This window comes from Bacillus sp. GW821-FHT11D08 (assembly GCF_058808515.1).
This window is the reverse complement of the sequence record NZ_JBXARS010000007.1, coordinates 52,877-69,659: the sequence shown is the minus strand read 5'-3', so window position 1 is coordinate 69,659 and position 16,783 is coordinate 52,877. Positions and strand designations below refer to the sequence as shown.

The window sequence follows — 16,783 nt, the reverse complement described above, 5'->3', positions numbered from 1 at the left end:
ACCTCCGTTAACCTTTCAAAACGATATCTCATTCAAACAAATTAAGTGTATCAGTGCTGAAACAGAAAGTCAATCGTAAATCCGAACATTTAAATCTTATCAATCTATGTTTGTTCGCCTTAAACATGATTAAAAGCGTTTTCTCTTTCATTTGCTATCTATTACTCCCGAAACTTTCATGCTTTAACAAGAAAAAGAACCCGTAATCAGGGTTCTTCAGACAGTCACTTATATGCCGCTTGTATTCATCAGGACGACCCGCCAGCCGTCAGGATCTTCGATGGTCACGCCTTTTTCTTCCCAGTACGGGTTTTCGGGTGCTTTCTCCTCATATCCCATCTGCTTTAATTTCGTGCTGATGCGGATGACCTCCTGCTGATCCTGGATGTAAAAGACAAGCAGGCTGTCGCCGTGCGGAACGGGCGCCGGCTGAGACGCGCCGGTTTCTTCGGTGAATTCTAAGTGATATTGCGTATGGGGCAGGCCGAACATGACGCCGCTGTAGCCCTCATGTCCGGAAAAACTGCCGACCCTCTTCAGCCCGAGGCCCTCTTCATAAAACCTGATGATTTCTTTGAGCTGTCCGGTCGGCCGGGCAATCCGGATTTGCGCCGCTTGAAATTGCGGAAATTCAATTGTCATCATCATCCCTCCCTTAATGCCATTATATAAAAGCGCTTTCCTTTTTTCGTCTGCCGAACGGACGGCATTCTTTCATTCTTTCGGTTGAAAAAAAGCCTCAAGACATTGCTTGAGGCTTTACGCACCTGCCGGAACACCGCCGTCATCAAAGCGCCTTTCCAGGTTTACGAACTTATTGTATTCTTTCACAAAAGCCAGTGAGACGGTGCCCACCGGGCCGTTACGCTGTTTGGCAATAATGATTTCGATGATGTTTTTGTTTTCGGATTCTTTATCATAGTAATCATCACGATACAGGAAGGCGACGATGTCGGCATCCTGCTCAATACTTCCCGACTCACGGATATCTGACATCATCGGACGTTTATCCTGCCGCTGCTCAACACCCCGGGAGAGCTGAGACAGGGCGATGACCGGGACTTCAAGCTCCCGCGCCAGCGCTTTTAGCGCCCGTGAAATTTCCGATACCTCTTGCTGGCGGTTGTCGCTTGAACGGCCGCTTCCCTGAATGAGCTGCAAGTAGTCAATTAAAATCATGCCCAATCCGTTCTCCTGCTTCAGTCTGCGGCATTTTGAACGGATTTCGCTGACGCGGATGCCGGGGGTGTCATCTATAAAGATACCGCTGTTTGACAGGCTTCCCATCGCCATCGTCAGCTTGCCCCAATCTTCTTCCGTCAGATTTCCCGTTCTGAGATTTTGGGCATTAATATTCCCTTCAGCGCAGAGCATACGCATGACAAGCTGCTCGGCACCCATCTCAAGACTGAATATCGCGACGCTCTCATCCGTTTTGGTGGCCACGTTTTGCGCAATATTTAAGGCGAATGCCGTTTTCCCCACAGACGGACGGGCCGCGACAATGATCAAATCATTCCGCTGAAACCCCGCCGTCATCCGGTCAAGCTCAATAAAACCAGTCGGAATCCCGGTAATATCGCCTTTCCGGTTGTGAAGCTGCTCAATGTTGTCGTATGTTTGCACAAGCACGTCTTTGATATTTTGGAAGGCGCCCGAATTTTTTCGCTGCGCGACCTCCATAATCGTTTTTTCCGCATCGCTTAATAAATCTTCAACTTCATCCTCGCGCGTATACCCGTCTTGAGCGATTGAGGTCGCCGTTCTGATTAAACGGCGGAGAATGGATTTTTCCTCAACGATTTTCGCGTAATATTCTATATTAGCCGCTGTCGGAACCGAATTCGCGATGTCCGTCAGGTAAGAGACGCCTCCCACCTCTTCTAACAAATCGGTATTCGCAAGCTCTGACGTTACCGTGACCAAATCAACCGGTTCACCGCGGTCTCCGAGCACGAGCATGGCATTGTAAATTTTTTGGTGTGACATTCTGTAGAAATCATCCGGAATCAACACTTCAGAAGCCAGTGTTAACGCAGACGGCTGTAAAAAAACAGCACCTAACACGGCCTGCTCAGCTTCTATGTTTTGCGGCGGCAGCCGATCATTCAGAAGGTCTGTCATGCTAAGCACCGTCCTCTCCTTAAAAAATATCCAAACTCCATTTTACCATTTCTCAAGAAAAAGAATAGAAAAACATCACTTTCCCTGTATTTGTCAGACAGCGGCTGCGTGTTTCACCATTCCGAATGCTGGGAAACAAATAAATAAATCGAAACCAGGAGGTAAGAAGGATGAAAACATATGCAGTAACACCCAATGTTGATGCGGACGGATGGTTTGTGAAGGTTGAAAATGTGGCGCCGACGGCTCTTTATACATCAAAGGACGCGGCGATCGAGAAAGCGGAGCAGACGGCTAAAGAGAACAGCCCGTCTAAGCTTGTCATTTATGATCAGCATAAAAACATTGAAGAAGAACGGTCCTTTTAAGAAAAGCCTTCGCCCGAGCGAGGGCTTTTCTTATTCGATGAAACGGATGTGCAGCACCGTCTGCGCCATGAGATCGGCCGTTTTTTGATACAGCTCCCATTCTTCACAGGCGGCGAATACTTTCATCATGTCCTGCAATGTCTGTTTCAGTATAATAAATTCGTCAATTGTCCGCAGTTCTGCGGCTTTTTTCTGATAATCAGCCAGCTTCAGCTGTAATAACATCAATGGCGATTGCATAAAAAACCTCCCCCATTCTGTTATAAAGCCCCGCTTTTCAAACCTCCATTCCTTTGTCATATCCTCTTACGATAGATTTCTGATTTTAGTACAATAAAGAAACGGAAGGAGTGATCACATGAAACCGCTGCAAATTTCCGCCGAAACGGCGCAAAAGCTCGCAGAATCACTGAATATGCCGCTTGAGAGAATCATGCACATGCCTCAGCACATTCTGCTTGCCAAATTAGCTGAAGTCCAAAAAGAGAACGATCACAAATAAAGGCTGCTCTCTCATATATATGTGCGGGAGGCGGAAGCGATGGCTTTCCGCCTCTTTTTTTGTGAAGAAAATTTTGGCAAAACATTCTTTGAACGGAACCGATCCGATTTTAACCTTCTCACAGCTGAAAAAACTTGTTGACGAAGGAAAAGTGAAATATTTCTTATTATCCGGAAACAATTCAGGCAACACAAAGCTTGTCTCATGGATGAAAAAGAACGGCACAAAAATCTCAGCTGACCAATACAGCACCGGAAAAACAAGCTCAGCCCGGCAAGGAATGACAGGCGGCCCGGGCGGACAAAGTCAGCAGACTCTGTATGAGATGAAAAAATAGTTCGGAAAGAGGCTGGATAGTTAAACGCCGGCCTCTTTATTTTGCTCTTGAAGCACCTGCCATGCGGCGCCGGTATCATTCAGAAAAATGATTGATAAATACTTTCTATTTTTGAAACCATCAGTTCCTGACGCAGATGCCGGCCGGCATAGGAGCGCGCTTCTTTTCCAAGCCGTTCCCTGAGAGACTGATCCGTAATCAGCATTACGAGAGCATCAGCAAGTTCGCGGCTGTTGCCGGGCTGACAAATAAGCCCTGTGGCCTCATGCCGGATCATCTCAGGGATTCCTCCGCAGTCAGTTGCGACAATGGCTTGACCTGAGAACATCGCTTCGATGATCGCTATAGGGAAATTATCATTCAATGTCGGCAGGACAAATATAGATGATTCAGCCAAAAGCGCCGGCACATCACGTCGTTTTCCGAGGAAAAACACATTTGAGAGGCCCAGTTTCCGTCTCTTCTCTTCCAGAAACCCTCTCATGTTTCCGTCTCCGATGATCCATATATCAACTCCGGATAAATGGTGCCGGATGCGGGCGAGAGCGTCCAGCATCACATCATGTCCTTTTCGCTCGGTCAGACGGGAAACGCACGCAATCACGAGCTTTTCAGCACGTTTTGACTCAGGGGCATCCTGAATGTCAATGCCGGTATGAACAGTCTTCAGCTGAGCCTCCTTCGCTCCGTACTCCAGCAAAGGCTCGTGAAAGGAGTCGCTGATTGTAATGATTTTATCCGAAGCTTGAATACCCTGCCTTTCTATTTCACTGAAATATGCCTCTTCTATTGAACCCTTTTGGATTTTATGAAACTTCATCCGGCTTTTCGTAAAATGTCCGTGCGGCGTGAAAAAAAGAGGACGCTGGTACGTTTGATTAAGGTATCCCAGCAAAAATACCGCAAATAAATCCTGCGCGTGAAACAGGTCATATTGTTCTAAGTCTTTCTCCTTCAAAAATCTTTGAAAGACATGTAAATAGCTGAGATTCTTCACAAACTTTTCATTTGCGGCGCCGTATCTGCCAACAAGAAACGCTCTGATCTCGTCAGCGGCCCGCGGGATATCTTCCTGAAAAAAAGTTGGCGGCATTTGGAGCGGCGAGATGACATCCGCCTGATGACCGATGCGCTCAAAACCCGTCTTAATTGATGTGATATAACTCGCCAACCCTCCGACATTCGGGTAACGGAGAAAAGTTGCGTACAGAATACGCAATGGCTTTTTTCGTTTGGGGGAGCTTTTTCCTTCCGCACAGAACGAATACAGCATCTCTGGCTCACTTTGATGTTCGATCCCGTAAAATTGATCCATGACGCGCAATAAGGCTAGAGGCACCAGACCGTTCGGCTTGCCGATCTCTTCTTTCAAATCCGCTCCCCCTCTCTCAAACTTATAATCCTAATTCCCGTCCCCATTTTGACACTTTGTCAACATGATACGGCAGCAGTTCTCCTCCCCGATTGTCGAAGATTCTCCGCAATTGGGTATGAAGCCCTTTTTCAAGTGTTCTCTGCAAATAAGCCATTTTATAAAGCGTCATAGGAGGGGTCTGAAAATGAATGCCCCGCTTTTTCATTTCTTTCGTATACACTTTTACGCAATACGTCCGAATATCTTCTGCGTGCCGGCTCCAATCTTTTCTGAAGCCAAGCAGAATTTCAACCAGCACCGTCATATCAAACCAAACCGGCGCGTATTTTGCGGATTCCCAATCGATGAATTGAATATCCCACGGTTCATGTCCGGACGCATCGTGGGTGCAGATATTCTGCATATGAAGATCACCGTGTGTGATGGCTGAGCCGTTTTGTATCAATTCAGGGAAAAAATCCGGCTCCTCCTGCTCAAGCAAGTTTGTGATTTGCCGATAATGAGGCTTCACGATATCTTTTGTGCGCTCATCTTTAAGAGCCCTATCCAATAATTCCGCTGTCTTTTTGATCTGCTTTTTACGCCCTTTTCTCATGGTTTCCGATTCGTATACCGGCAGCCACGACCGCCATTTACCGTCAGAAATATTCTTGTTTTCAAAGGTGCGGCTGTGCAGTTCTGCGACAGACGGAATAATATACTTGAAATGCTTCGGGTGAAATGTAAGCTGTCCCCTGATCTGGCTGACAAACTCCATAAATATCCACGTTTCATGGTCACTTTCTTCTATAAGATAGATATCCGGCAGCAAATTCCCTAAAACAGAACGGGCTTTCCCGTATATATTAATCTCGACCTTGTTTTTTTCACGGGAAGATTTATATACCTTCAATATCAGCGGAACAATGCCGGATTTTTTCTTTACAAACAGTTTATAAATGGCGCTTCTGTCCGTCGATTTCAGGCATGAGATGTCATCCGGATTCACCGCAGCCCTTTCACCGAACGAATACGACAGTTTTTCGTCAATTCTCAGTTTTTGAAATGCGCCATACAAAATCTCCTTTTCATACATGCCGATCTTCCTTCCGCTTCCGTTTCCAGCTGTTTTTGAGATGAGACCAAGTGTTTCTGATAAATGGCATCGGGTCATTCCAAGCAAAAAGAGCATACTCTTTTTTTCCTTTACACCCTTTCCAAAAATCCCGGAACGTCATTTCTCCTCTTTTTCGTTTCTTCAAAAACGTTAAGAAATAACGCACCTCATAAATCCAGTTGATTCCGTCTTTTTGTTCGAGCTGGGGCTTCACATGTTGTCCGGTCAAATACAGATAGTACATGTAAACGAAATGAACGCCTGCCGGTTCTGTCAGGCTATGGCTGAGCCAAAAGCGCGGATTAATTTCGATAAACTTGTAAACATTGTCCCGGGGATCCTTTTTAAATTCCGCCATGCCTACTCCCTTCAGCTGAATCGCTTCAAAAAACGGCAGGGTCTTCTCGATTAAATCAGGAAGCCGTTTGCTGACGACGTGGGCCCCCGCGCCAAAATCTGCAGGGAATTGATGGTTCTTTTGCAGAGAGAATAGGCCCATTAATTTCATTTGGTCATCATAAAAAGTGGCGACTTTATAAAAACACTGGTTGTCTCCGGGGATGATCTCCTGCACGAGCAGTTCTCCATTTTCTCTGTAGGAGCTGAACTCCTTGCGCAATTGTGCGGCATCCTTCATTACAATTGCTTTTTTGTTTACTTTTTTTCTGTATTCATGGCCGGCCACCGGTTTTAAAATACACGGGAAGTCAATATTGGCGATGGCCTCTTCCAGCTCATCCCGGTTGTTCGGAAAAAAGGTTTTCGGGCAGGGGATGTGATGCTTGACCGCTAATTCATATGCTTTGCTTTTATCTAAGACCGTTTCTAACAGAGAGCGGCTCGGGAGCAAAAACAAAAAAAAGCCGGCTAATGTCTCGCGGAATTTAGATATAAATCCCGCATAATCATCAGATCCTGCGTACAGAACCGGCTTTGCTTGGAATCGCTTCCCGAAATCAGTCAGAAATGTCAGCAGTTCTTCCTCTTGTGTTAAAGGGCTGGGACATATCCCGCAATCTGCCAACCTTGATTTTCCGATACGATAAGGTCCCTCCGTGTCAAACGCGTAAACATCGATTCCTCTTCGGGCCAGGCTGCGAATGATCCCAATCCCGTTTGCACTGAAATCAAGTACAACGGCTGCATGTTCATGTTTCATGATCTCCCTCCGAGCTGTTGGTATTTTGATAAATCGATTCGATATTTTTTATCATCGTCTCACTGCTTAAATATTTCTCTGCGTAGGCCTTTGCGTTTGAAGCAGCTATCTTCCGCGCAGATTTGTTAGTGATAAAAAACGCTAAAGCCCGGGCAAGAACCTTTGCATTTCCCGGCTCGACAATAAGCCCCGTTTTGTTATGGCGGATCAGATCCGGAATACCCCCGCAATCGGTCGCGATGATAGCCGAGCCGCTGAACATCGCTTCAATAATCGAAATAGGCAGACTATCATTAATGGTCGGCAGTACGAATATGTCCGTCACATTCAAAATAGCGGGAACATCATCTCTTTTTCCTAAAAAGGAAACCATAGATAGATTCAGTTTTCGAGCCTGTTCCTCTAAGGCGCTCCTCATCTCTCCGTCGCCCGCGATCAGCACTTCAACATGCTCAAGTACATCAGATGGAATTCTCGAAAGTGCGTCCAGTAAATATTTGTGACCTTTTCTCGGGCCTAATCTTGCAATACACGAGATGATGATCTTATTTTTCGGTAACGGGGTTTTTCTTTTCCCGCCTGTTTTTGCATCGTAATCGATTCCTGTGACCACCGTTGTCATGTCTTCCTGTTCGGCTCCGAGCTTCATGAGCGGGCTGCGGAACGTATCGCTGATAATAATCAGGCGATCTGCGTATTCAATGGCTTTCATCTCTAATTTTTTATAATAAATCTCTTCTACCGAGCCTTTTTTAAAGATGTGAAATTTAAGTCTGTTGAAAGTAAACATGCCATGCGGTGTGAAAAATAAAGGTTTTTTATAGATTTGATTGAACCTGCCTAACATATTGGCTGTAAATAAATCTTGAGCGTGGAACACATCATATCTTTCCAAATGAATCTTTTGAAGCATTTGCTCGTATATAAACATCAGCCGATTATTTTTCAAAATATGATCGTTATAAACCCCATATCTGTCTTTAAAGAAATCTTTTAATTTCGGAACAACAGCCGCCCGCAGTTCTTTTACCTGTGCGGAAGGAAACTGATTGGGGGATATGACATCGACCTTATGACCTCTTTTTTTCAGTCCTTCACTAAGCGTTTTAATATAGTTTGATAAACCGCCCGTGTGCGGGTAGTCCCAAAACGTGGCAATCAAAATGGATAACTTCTGTTTTTTTCCGTATAATCGCGGAATATGATGTGCATGTTTCATCTGAGTCTTTACCGCCGTCTTTTTTTGCGGGCGCGCTTTGACCCCGTAGTAGCGGTCAAGCGTCTGAATCATATACGGATACGGGACGGAAAATGTCTTGATCATTTCCAGATCCTCCGCACGACTTCAAAAGCTTCGGCGTATTCCACACCCGCCGTCATCCCTCGGACTCTTCCTAAATGTGTAACGCCTTCATATGAACGGGGATGAGGGTAATCCCTCATTTCTACGTCATAGTGGTGAAGCGCCGCGAGTTTGGCATCCATTGTGTCTGTGATGTTAACGAAGTAATTAGGCTTGAAGAGTTTATCAGCCGTATTCCTCTCCCACTCGCTTGAAGATAGCGTTTCAAACGTAAGCAGTTCGATAGGCTTTTGATTCGGAAGCGGTCTGGCGGCTGTTAAAACTGCTTGGAATGTTCTCTGGTGGTCCATATTGACATCGCCGTAATGATGTGTAAAGATTTTTTCAGGCTGATAGACGCGAATGAGCTGCTCTAATTCTTTGACAAGCTTATGAAGAGGGATACATTCCAGCTCTAAATTCGTATGCTCCAAAAAGATGACTTTCTCAATTCCAAGCTCTTGATTCGCGCGTTCGCCTAATTGTTTAATATGATGAGCTTCTTCTTTTCTTCCTAATGCCGTAATAATGGAAATCACTTTATATCCTTCATTGATCAGCCGTTTTATGGTGCCCGCTGATCCCAATAGTTCATCATCGGGATGAGCGCCGATAACCATAATGTATTCTGCCATTTTTTCCACACTCCACCAAACAAATGTTACAAATATCATATGACGACCCTACAAAAAGGAAACTTACATGTGCGGATTTTCAGAAACTTACATGTGCGGCTGCCATTCCAGGTAACGTGACGGATTTAATTTTTTTATAGTGTTCAAAAACTCATCCGCCAAGCCGTATTTGTCCAGTCCTTTTAATAGTTTTACGGGAAACCGGGTAATGGCGGAAAAAGCTCTTTTATGGTCGATGACCTTAAGATTTCCGTGTTCGTTGATCAGAATGTGCCTGATTTCGGCATCCCATCTGGTAAAACCGATTCTTTTTAATTCATCCAGCATATTTAAAATATCAGCAGTCAGTTTGACGGACAGGGATTTTTCTTGTTTGATATGGCGGGCAAGAGAGGTGCCTTGGACATATTCCATCACAATATAACGATCTCCGTATTCATACAGTCTTGGAATCACCGGGGAACCTTGTCCGGTCTTTAAAGCTGCCAATTCCTTTTTGCATGTCCCTTTTTCAAAGAAGTATTTTACGCATTTGTTGTGTGTTAAGCGATAGACTTCCCCGTCTTTTCCATCACCGATCAGCGGATAGTGCTCCAGCGCCTTTTTATTCTCCGGATTATTAAAATATGTTTCAGAAAAAAATCGTTTCATACCGACACATCCTTCGTTATGATGTAATATAATATGCAATCTAGTGATGATCGGAAATGAAACAATCTCATCATTTTCTTGCGCTGCGCCGTCTGCTGACATGAAAAAAACCCGCCGGATCGGCGGGTTTTTCATTGTATATTACGCTTCTTCTTTTACGTGAACCTTCAGCACAGCCTGAACTTCAGGGTGCAGCTTTACAGGAACGTTTGTATATCCCAGTGTGCGGATACCGTCTTGGAGCTCCAATTTCCGTTTATCCACTTTAATCTTATGCGTTTTTTGCAGCGCTTCTGCAATCTGTTTGCTTGTGACAGATCCGAATAGACGGCCGCCTTCACCGGATTTGGCACTCAGCTCAACAGTCAGCTGTTCAAGCGTTTCTTTCAAATCTTTGGCTCTTTCAAGCTCGGCAATCGCTTCTTTTTTCTCTTTTTCTTTCTGTCCTTTCAATGCGCTGATGTTTGTCGCATTTGCTTCGACAGCGAGGCCTTTTTTAATGAGAAAGTTATGTGCATAACCGTCTGCTACGTTTTTCACTTCGCCTTTTTTTCCTTTACCTTTTACATCTTGTAAGAAAATAACCTTCATCTCTGAACGCCTCCCTCAAAATATTCATCAATGGCTTCCTTCAGCCGGACGAGCGCTTCTGAGACAGAAATGCCCGATAACTGGGTTGCCGCATTGGTTAAATGCCCTCCGCCATCCAGCGCCTCCATAATAATCTGCACATTGACCTCGCCCAGCGATCTCGCACTGATGCACACCGTATGCTCATCCCGTCTGGCTACCGCAAATGAAGCTTCCACTTCACTCATCGATAAGAGGGAATCAGCCGCCTGCGCAATCAGCACCTGGTCAAAGTACTCCTCTTCGTTCTCAGGAAGAGAAGCAATCGCGATATGTTCTTTATAAAGAGACGTATGCTGGATCAGCTTCGCCCGCTTGATATAAGAACCGACCGATTCTTTGAGAACTTTCTGCACCAGAACCGTATCTGCGCCTTTCGCTCTCAAATAAGAAGCGGCGTCGAACGTCCGCGAGCCCGTGCGAAGGGAAAAGCTCTTCGTATCCACTATTATACCAGCTAACAGGGCCGTCGCTTCAATCATATTGATTTTGAGCCGCTTCGGCTGGTATTCAAGCAGCTCCGTCACGAGTTCTGCGGTGGATGAAGCATATGGCTCCATATAAACGAGCAGCGGGTCTTTAATAAATTCCTCGCCTCTGCGGTGGTGGTCAATCACAACGATGTGCTCGATTTTGTTCACGAGACGCTCTTCCATCACAAGGGATGGTTTATGTGTATCAACGACGACAAGCAACGTGTCGTCATTTGAAATTTCCATCGCCTCTTCCGGCGTGATGAACCGCGACCACAGCTCTTCATATTTTTTAATTTCTTCAATCAGACGCTGAACACTTGATCCGATCTGGTTCGGATCAATGACGATGTAGCCTTCTTTGCCGTTGGCCTGCGCCACCTTCAATATTCCGATTGCGGCTCCGACTGCGTCCATATCAGGAAATTTGTGCCCCATGATAATGACATTGCTGCTTTCTGAGACAATTTCCTTGAGCGCGTGAGAAATCACCCGGGCGCGCACCCTTGTGCGCTTCTCCATCGGATTCGTTTTGCCGCCGTAAAATTTCACCTTGCCGTTCGGCATTTTGATCGCCACTTGGTCGCCTCCGCGGCCGAGAGCCAAATCGAGGCTGGACTGCGCCAGATCTCCAAGCTCCTTCAAGGAAGAAACCGATGCGCCGATCCCGATGCTGAGGGTCAAAGATACAGTGTGAACGGATGTTTTTTCTCGGATTTCATCCAAAATCGAAAATTTCGCGTTTTCAAGCTCCGTTAAAATGTGTTCATTTAACACCGCGATAAACCGCTCCGAGGACGTCCGTTTCAGGAAAATGCCGTACTCCTGCGCCCACGCATTTAATAATGAGGTGACCTGGCTGTTCATCGTGCTTCTCGTTTGGTCGTCCAGCCCCTGTGTGACGTCATCATAGTTATCTAAGAAGATATATGCCAGCACGGTTCTCTCATTTTCGTACTGCTTTTCAATCTGAATCTGTTCTGTCACATCAAAGAAATAAAGCAGGCGCTCATCTCTTTTAATCACTACTTTAAACTTCCGCTCATTCAAGGTGATCGTTTCCGAATCGACCTCCTGCTTGATCAGCGGCACGACGGCCTCGCATGTGTCATACAGCGAGCGTCCGACGAGCGTGCTTTCATTAAAACAGGAAGACAAAAACGGATTCGCCCACTCAATGTAATATTGATCATTAAACAGCATAATCCCGATAGGCATTTCCATTAATGCCTCTTCGCCTACTTTTTTCAATCTATACGATAACGTGGAGATATAATCGTCAATTTCTTTTCTGATCAGAGAATCCGCACGCTTAATGAAAAACAAGATCACGGCGAGCAGCACAACGCCGATGGCTCCTATCAGCCAGTTAAAGTAAATGCTGATGAGAATTATGATGATTGACAATGCAATCAATGCATAGATGGGATACCGAAACAACGGTTTTTCATAAAAACTAGGCATTTCTATCAACTCCCCACCTGTAAGTCACACTCAATTTCGCGTCACCTTATTTCTTATGTTAAAGCCTATGTCAATGATGCCTAAGAGGAGATACACGGACAAGATGAGCGGAAAAAGCACCCCCAGCACAATTGCTAATACAGGAACGGCTTTCGGCATCTCCATTTCGCGGCAATAGAAAAAAATAAACGCTAATCCTTGAATACAAATCAGCAAGCTGAGAATAAATCCCCCATTCAATGAAACCGAATACAGCATATGCCCTTTTTCTAAAGGCAGAAACCCTAATATCGTCACAATAAAATACAGAATGACAACGCTTTGCGGGAGTTTGAGCTCTCTAAAAGGCTTCATCTTCGGAAGATCAGGGGAAAATCGCCGTAAAAGCGGCCTTGCCATAGCATAACTGAGGAAAGAAAAAACGATGCCGGTCAATACGAGCACTGTCGGAAAAAGATATTGAACCGTGCTCAGCTGACTTTCCATCAGCTTGATCTGCTTCCCGAACTGGTCTCCGTAACCGAGCTGTTTTGACATGGTATCAGCCACAGACAGCGACTCCCGAAGCTGGGACATGGTGGTATCAACCACATTCATATTAAGAAACACGATGCTGACCACAAAAAAAACGACGCCGCACAGCACATACGCCATAGCTCCGGCAGCAACCGCATAGCCGGGCTGTTTCTTTTTAAAATAATATCCCATGGCGATTCCCGTACAGGCCGCCGTAAAAGCGCCTGTAAGCCCGGTAAACGAACTTACAATAAAGCTGACAGGAAGGCTGGCAAGCCCCATCCATACCCCGGGCTTCAGACCGTGCCGAATGGTGTAAAGAATGATCGGCAGCGGCAAAGCAAAGAGAAGAATTGCCCCCAGTAAAGGGAGGTACACGACCAAAAGGGAAATGATTGCAAAAATACTGATCAAAATGGCGCCTTCTATTAGAGCCCTTGTATTTTTCACTTACTCACCTCAAACCTTGTATCATTCGAACATACGAATAGAAAAGAGCAGCTTAGACGACTGCTCTTTTGACGCCGCAATGTCTCTTTCAAGACCTGAATTTTCCATAAACTCTCCAAAATACACGTATATATTTTAACATAAGTCGAAATCGCAAGTAAAATGAGCGCGGACAGCCGCAATGTTCCATGTGAAACATGAAAACAGACAAACGGACATCCTAGTGAAAGAATGCCCGTTGTATCAGTGATCCTGATCATCCATGAAACCAGAAGTATCTCTGTTTTTCTTTTTGGTTTTTCGTACATATAACAAGACGATAACGATAAGTAAGAGAGTGGTCGCCTGCAAAACCCCGCTGCTGAAAAGGAAGAAGTTCTTTATCATGTCCCACATATAGTTTCACCTCTATTTCGTATTTCCTTTACATTGAGTTTCCCTTTCTGGAAACTTCAAAACATGAGGAACAACATCGGGACCGGGGCATATGCTGAAAGTGAAAATGAAGGATAAAGGAGATTCTTACACCATGACTGAGCGGAGAACATTAGCATGGCATGAAACGTTAGAACTGCATGAGTTAGTAGCTTTCCAGGCAAACGGACTTGTGAAATTAAAAAGAACAGAGCGGGACGTAAGCGATGCCAGATTAAAACAGCTTTACAGATTTTCCATCCATTCGCTGGAACAAAATCTGCGTGAACTGCTTCCTTTCTTCCCTGAAGCTCCCGCTTTTCGTGAGGATGAAACAGAAGAGCGCGCTGATTCCTCCTTTTACAGCGGCGGCCTGCTCATTCTGGCCAAAACATCTGTCCGCAATTATGCCGGAGCCATTACAGAGACGGCCACACCTCAATTAAGACACGTCTTCGTCAAGCACTTAAACGCGGCCATCAAGTGGCACCAAATGGTCTTTGAGTATATGGAAGAACGGGGTCAATATCCGGCTTACAACCTGAGCGAATTGCTGAAAAATGATGTACGCAATGCCAGAAAAGCCATCGCGATGAAATAAAAAAAAGCAGCAAGGAATTTAATCCTTTGCTGCTTCTTATTTTTGAGCGGACTGATCTTGAGGAGACGTTTTTTCCCGGTATGCCTCGAGAAACTCCCGGTTGGCATCTCCCCATTTCTTCATTTGCAAAACGATCGGTTCCAGCGACCTGCCGAATTCGGTAAGAGAATACTCCACCTTTGGAGGCACCTGCTGATATACCTCCCGATGCACGATGCCGTCCGCCTCAAGCTCGCGAAGCTGAAGCGTCAGCATACGTTGCGTAATGCTGGGGCAAATGCGCCGAAACTCATTAAACCGCTTTTTTCCGCCGATCATATGATAAAACAAAATACCCTTCCACTTTCCGCCGATAACGGAAAGCGTCAGTTCAACCGGACAACCTTCTTTATTCGGATATATGTTCATTTTTCATCCTCCATAGTACCTTTTTTGATACTATATGCTGATTAGCATCTGACTTACCCAGTATTTTACTCGCAACCCTCCCCACCTCTCAACAAAAATGCTTCTTTTTCACATCAATTTTTAAGGTTTTGAAGATTACACCCTCCTCAAGACGTGTTAAACTATAAAAAGATTGTTTACACTACAAAAAAGGACAAGGAGTTATTATGGAAAAAATTCTTATTTTCGGACATCAAAACCCAGACACAGATACCATTTGCTCTGCCATTGCCTACGCTGATCTAAAAAATAAACTCGGCTTCAATGCTGAGCCCGTCCGCCTCGGACAAGTCAACGGCGAAACACAATACGCGCTTGATTATTTCAAGCAGGAAAGCCCGCGTTTGGTGGAAACAGCCGCAAACGAAGTAAACGGCGTCATCCTTGTTGACCACAATGAACGCCAGCAAAGCATCAAGGATATCGAAGACGTTCAGGTTCTTGAAGTTATCGACCACCACCGTATCGCCAACTTCGAAACAGCGGAACCTCTTTACTACCGTGCTGAGCCGGTCGGCTGTACGGCTACGATCTTAAACAAAATGTACAAAGAAAATAACGTGAAAATCGAGAAAGAAATTGCGGGCCTCATGCTGTCAGCAATCATTTCCGACTCTCTGTTATTTAAATCTCCGACTTGCACGGAGCAAGATATCGCAGCGGCAAAAGAGCTTGCTGAAATTGCCGGCGTAGATGCGGAAGAGTACGGCTTAAACATGCTGAAAGCGGGCGCCGACTTAAGCAAAAAAACTGTGGAAGAACTGATTTCTCTTGATGCGAAAGAGTTCACGCTCGGCAGCAAAAAAGTCGAAATCGCCCAAGTCAACACAGTTGATATTGAAGATGTTAAAAAGCGTCAGCCGGAATTAGAAGCGGCTCTTTCAAAAGTAATTGCTGAGAAGAACCTTGACCTGTTCCTTCTCGTGATTACGGATATTCTGGAAAACGATTCCCTTGCGCTTGCCATCGGTGATCAAGCGTCAAAAGTGGAAAAAGCATTCAACGTGACTTTAGAAAACAACACGGCTCTTTTAAAAGGCGTCGTATCCAGAAAGAAACAAGTCGTTCCTGTTTTAACAGACGCGATTGCAGAATAACCAAAACACCCCGGAAACCCGCCGGGGTGTTTTTTTTTACAGCTCATTCCTCAGACGGCCGTTTTGTAAGAGCTTTCTCCGAAAATCTTTTTGACGGAATTTAATATACAATATATAATATATCACATGGAGGACGTTCATTTCCTAATTATTGTTAGTTACTATCACAACGTCAGAATCGGGGGTGTCTATCCTGGAAAAACACGCTGCTCTTTCTTATTCACGAACAACAGGCATTTGGCTTGTGCTGACAGGAGCTATCTTATGGGGGGTCTCGGGAACGGTTGCCCAGTATCTGTTCCAGCACCGCCATTTTAATACAGAATGGCTGACTTCGGTGCGCCTTCTGGTGTCAGGGGCGCTTCTGCTCGGCATCGCGTACCGCAAAGAAAAAGGACGGATATGGGCTGTCTGGAAAGACAGACGGGACAGAATTCCCCTTCTTTTATTCGGGATTTTCGGAATGTTAGGCGTTCAATACACCTACTTCGCGGCAATTGAGTACGGCAACGCAGCCGCTGCTACCGTTCTTCAGTATTTAGGGCCAGCGATCATTACATGCTTTTTAGCGATTCGCGCAAAGAGAATTCCTTCAGCAAAAGAGCTCCTCGCCGTCTTATTGGCGGTTGCCGGCACATTCATTTTGGTCACGCACGGGAATGTCGGAAGCCTGTCCATATCCGGTCTGGCCGTCTTTTGGGGCATCAGTTCGGCGTTTGCACTGGCGTTTTACACCCTTCAGCCGCATCGTCTGCTGAAGAAATGGGGATCGGCCATTATTGTCGGATGGGGCATGCTGATCGGCGGAGCCGCCCTCAGCTTGATCCGCCCGCCCTGGAAATTTGAAGGCGAGTGGTCCTTTCCTGCATATGCCGCGATCGTGTTTATCCTCATTTTCGGAACGCTCATCGCTTTTTATTGCTACTTGGAAAGCCTGAAATATCTGAGTGCCTCTGAAACCAGCCTGCTCGCCTGTGCAGAGCCGCTGTCGGCAGCTTTTTTAGCTGTGATCTGGCTGCATGTTCCCTTCGGAATATCAGAATGGCTGGGTACTTTGCTGATTTTAGCCACCATCGCTTTATTATCTATCAAGCAAAAATAA

At 45.5% G+C, this 16,783-nt stretch carries 19 protein-coding genes and 1 pseudogene; 6 read left to right on the top strand and 14 right to left on the bottom strand.

Going from position 1 to position 16,783, the window contains the following annotated elements; translation table 11 throughout:
• Positions 1-228 precede the first annotated feature (228 nt).
• Together AC1RRX_RS14630 and dnaB are read right to left on the bottom strand one after the other, a co-directional pair.
• Positions 229-642 (bottom strand): VOC family protein, encoded by a 414-nt coding sequence (locus AC1RRX_RS14630; protein ID WP_007407899.1) that lies wholly within the window; start codon positions 640-642, stop codon positions 229-231.
• Positions 643-759: 117 nt separating this feature from the next.
• Positions 760-2,124 (bottom strand): replicative DNA helicase, encoded by a 1,365-nt coding sequence (dnaB, locus tag AC1RRX_RS14625; protein ID WP_004393100.1) that lies wholly within the window; start codon positions 2,122-2,124, stop codon positions 760-762.
• A 170-nt stretch (positions 2,125-2,294) separates the two neighbouring features.
• On the opposite strand from dnaB, the gene AC1RRX_RS14620 reads away from it, so the two are divergent.
• Positions 2,295-2,492, top strand: a complete 198-nt coding sequence (locus AC1RRX_RS14620) for a DUF2188 domain-containing protein (RefSeq protein ID WP_015418616.1) — start codon at positions 2,295-2,297, stop codon at positions 2,490-2,492.
• Positions 2,493-2,522: 30 nt separating this feature from the next.
• On the opposite strand, the gene AC1RRX_RS14615 is transcribed toward AC1RRX_RS14620, so the two are convergent.
• Complete coding sequence (locus tag AC1RRX_RS14615; protein WP_015418617.1) at positions 2,523-2,732, bottom strand: hypothetical protein; 210 nt, start codon at positions 2,730-2,732, stop codon at positions 2,523-2,525.
• Positions 2,733-2,850: 118 nt separating this feature from the next.
• Here AC1RRX_RS14615 and AC1RRX_RS14610 point away from each other — a divergent pair, with 118 nt between their 5' ends.
• Both AC1RRX_RS14610 and AC1RRX_RS14605 read left to right on the top strand, forming a co-directional pair.
• Positions 2,851-2,994: a YycC family protein gene (locus tag AC1RRX_RS14610; RefSeq protein WP_007407902.1), complete on the top strand. Its 144-nt coding sequence runs from the start codon at positions 2,851-2,853 to the stop codon at positions 2,992-2,994.
• 85 nt (positions 2,995-3,079) lie between these two features.
• A pseudogene (locus AC1RRX_RS14605) lies at positions 3,080-3,331 on the top strand (mannosyltransferase YkcB-related protein); the annotation flags it as partial.
• Between the two features lie 79 nt (positions 3,332-3,410).
• Here the strand turns inward: AC1RRX_RS14605 and AC1RRX_RS14600 are convergent.
• The 10 genes from AC1RRX_RS14600 to AC1RRX_RS14555 form a co-directional block, all read right to left on the bottom strand.
• Complete coding sequence (locus AC1RRX_RS14600; protein ID WP_108725205.1) at positions 3,411-4,703, bottom strand: glycosyltransferase family 4 protein; 1,293 nt, start codon at positions 4,701-4,703, stop codon at positions 3,411-3,413.
• Positions 4,704-4,725: 22 nt separating this feature from the next.
• Positions 4,726-5,781, bottom strand: a complete 1,056-nt coding sequence (locus tag AC1RRX_RS14595) for a phosphotransferase (protein WP_144464696.1) — start codon at positions 5,779-5,781, stop codon at positions 4,726-4,728.
• On the bottom strand, positions 5,774-6,961 hold the full coding sequence (locus AC1RRX_RS14590; protein ID WP_015418621.1) for a carboxylate--amine ligase: 1,188 nt from the start codon (positions 6,959-6,961) through the stop codon (positions 5,774-5,776). Before AC1RRX_RS14590 ends, AC1RRX_RS14595 begins: the two co-directional genes overlap by 8 nt.
• Positions 6,951-8,285: a glycosyltransferase family 4 protein gene (locus tag AC1RRX_RS14585; RefSeq protein WP_144464694.1), complete on the bottom strand. Its 1,335-nt coding sequence runs from the start codon at positions 8,283-8,285 to the stop codon at positions 6,951-6,953. The genes AC1RRX_RS14590 and AC1RRX_RS14585 overlap by 11 nt, the downstream gene beginning before the upstream one ends.
• Positions 8,282-8,938, bottom strand: coding sequence for a PIG-L deacetylase family protein (locus tag AC1RRX_RS14580; RefSeq protein WP_136803715.1), 657 nt, complete (start codon positions 8,936-8,938; stop codon positions 8,282-8,284). The genes AC1RRX_RS14585 and AC1RRX_RS14580 overlap by 4 nt, the downstream gene beginning before the upstream one ends.
• An 87-nt stretch (positions 8,939-9,025) precedes the next feature.
• A complete protein-coding gene (locus AC1RRX_RS14575; protein WP_079891422.1) occupies positions 9,026-9,724 on the bottom strand; it encodes a kinase in 699 nt (232 codons plus the stop codon).
• 6 nt (positions 9,725-9,730) lie between these two features.
• Complete coding sequence (gene rplI / locus AC1RRX_RS14570; RefSeq protein ID WP_007407910.1) at positions 9,731-10,180, bottom strand: 50S ribosomal protein L9; 450 nt, start codon at positions 10,178-10,180, stop codon at positions 9,731-9,733.
• A complete protein-coding gene (locus AC1RRX_RS14565) occupies positions 10,177-12,156 on the bottom strand; it encodes a DHH family phosphoesterase (RefSeq protein ID WP_007407911.1) in 1,980 nt (659 codons plus the stop codon). The genes rplI and AC1RRX_RS14565 overlap by 4 nt, the downstream gene beginning before the upstream one ends.
• A 30-nt stretch (positions 12,157-12,186) precedes the next feature.
• Positions 12,187-13,122: a YybS family protein gene (locus AC1RRX_RS14560; RefSeq protein ID WP_007615002.1), complete on the bottom strand. Its 936-nt coding sequence runs from the start codon at positions 13,120-13,122 to the stop codon at positions 12,187-12,189.
• Between the two features lie 243 nt (positions 13,123-13,365).
• The gene (locus tag AC1RRX_RS14555; protein ID WP_004393059.1) at positions 13,366-13,518 is read right to left on the bottom strand and encodes a hypothetical protein; all 153 of its coding nucleotides are present in this window, start codon (positions 13,516-13,518) and stop codon (positions 13,366-13,368) included.
• A 133-nt stretch (positions 13,519-13,651) separates the two neighbouring features.
• Here AC1RRX_RS14555 and AC1RRX_RS14550 point away from each other — a divergent pair, with 133 nt between their 5' ends.
• On the top strand, positions 13,652-14,137 hold the full coding sequence (locus tag AC1RRX_RS14550; protein WP_007407913.1) for a spore coat protein: 486 nt from the start codon (positions 13,652-13,654) through the stop codon (positions 14,135-14,137).
• Between the two features lie 36 nt (positions 14,138-14,173).
• On the opposite strand, the gene AC1RRX_RS14545 is transcribed toward AC1RRX_RS14550, so the two are convergent.
• A complete protein-coding gene (locus tag AC1RRX_RS14545; RefSeq protein ID WP_007615010.1) occupies positions 14,174-14,545 on the bottom strand; it encodes a winged helix-turn-helix transcriptional regulator in 372 nt (123 codons plus the stop codon).
• A 206-nt stretch (positions 14,546-14,751) separates the two neighbouring features.
• On the opposite strand from AC1RRX_RS14545, the gene AC1RRX_RS14540 reads away from it, so the two are divergent.
• Entirely contained in the window at positions 14,752-15,681 is a 930-nt protein-coding gene (locus AC1RRX_RS14540; RefSeq protein WP_004393053.1) for a manganese-dependent inorganic pyrophosphatase, read from the top strand.
• A gap of 184 nt (positions 15,682-15,865) precedes the next feature.
• Positions 15,866-16,783: an EamA family transporter gene (locus tag AC1RRX_RS14535; RefSeq protein ID WP_309478023.1), complete on the top strand. Its 918-nt coding sequence runs from the start codon at positions 15,866-15,868 to the stop codon at positions 16,781-16,783.

Excerpts from the sequence above, each read along its gene's own strand:
- AC1RRX_RS14545 (WP_007615010.1), bottom strand. The coding sequence starts at position 14,545 with ATGAACATATATCCGAATAAAGAAGGTTGTCCGGTTGAACTGACGCTT.
- AC1RRX_RS14590 (WP_015418621.1), bottom strand. The coding sequence starts at position 6,961 with ATGAAACATGAACATGCAGCCGTTGTACTTGATTTCAGTGCAAACGGG.
- AC1RRX_RS14595 (WP_144464696.1), bottom strand. The coding sequence starts at position 5,781 with ATGTATGAAAAGGAGATTTTGTATGGCGCATTTCAAAAACTGAGAATT.
- AC1RRX_RS14575 (WP_079891422.1), bottom strand. The coding sequence starts at position 9,724 with ATGAAAAACCCGCCGATCCGGCGGGTTTTTTTCATGTCAGCAGACGGC.
- AC1RRX_RS14615 (WP_015418617.1), bottom strand. The coding sequence starts at position 2,732 with ATGCAATCGCCATTGATGTTATTACAGCTGAAGCTGGCTGATTATCAG.
- AC1RRX_RS14585 (WP_144464694.1), bottom strand. The coding sequence starts at position 8,285 with ATGATCAAGACATTTTCCGTCCCGTATCCGTATATGATTCAGACGCTT.
- rplI (WP_007407910.1), bottom strand. The coding sequence starts at position 10,180 with ATGAAGGTTATTTTCTTACAAGATGTAAAAGGTAAAGGAAAAAAAGGC.
- AC1RRX_RS14610 (WP_007407902.1), top strand. The coding sequence starts at position 2,851 with ATGAAACCGCTGCAAATTTCCGCCGAAACGGCGCAAAAGCTCGCAGAA.
- AC1RRX_RS14555 (WP_004393059.1), bottom strand. The coding sequence starts at position 13,518 with ATGTGGGACATGATAAAGAACTTCTTCCTTTTCAGCAGCGGGGTTTTG.
- AC1RRX_RS14620 (WP_015418616.1), top strand. The coding sequence starts at position 2,295 with ATGAAAACATATGCAGTAACACCCAATGTTGATGCGGACGGATGGTTT.
- AC1RRX_RS14630 (WP_007407899.1), bottom strand. The coding sequence starts at position 642 with ATGACAATTGAATTTCCGCAATTTCAAGCGGCGCAAATCCGGATTGCC.
- AC1RRX_RS14580 (WP_136803715.1), bottom strand. The coding sequence starts at position 8,938 with ATGGCAGAATACATTATGGTTATCGGCGCTCATCCCGATGATGAACTA.
- AC1RRX_RS14540 (WP_004393053.1), top strand. The coding sequence starts at position 14,752 with ATGGAAAAAATTCTTATTTTCGGACATCAAAACCCAGACACAGATACC.
- dnaB (WP_004393100.1), bottom strand. The coding sequence starts at position 2,124 with ATGACAGACCTTCTGAATGATCGGCTGCCGCCGCAAAACATAGAAGCT.
- AC1RRX_RS14565 (WP_007407911.1), bottom strand. The coding sequence starts at position 12,156 with ATGCCTAGTTTTTATGAAAAACCGTTGTTTCGGTATCCCATCTATGCA.
- AC1RRX_RS14550 (WP_007407913.1), top strand. The coding sequence starts at position 13,652 with ATGACTGAGCGGAGAACATTAGCATGGCATGAAACGTTAGAACTGCAT.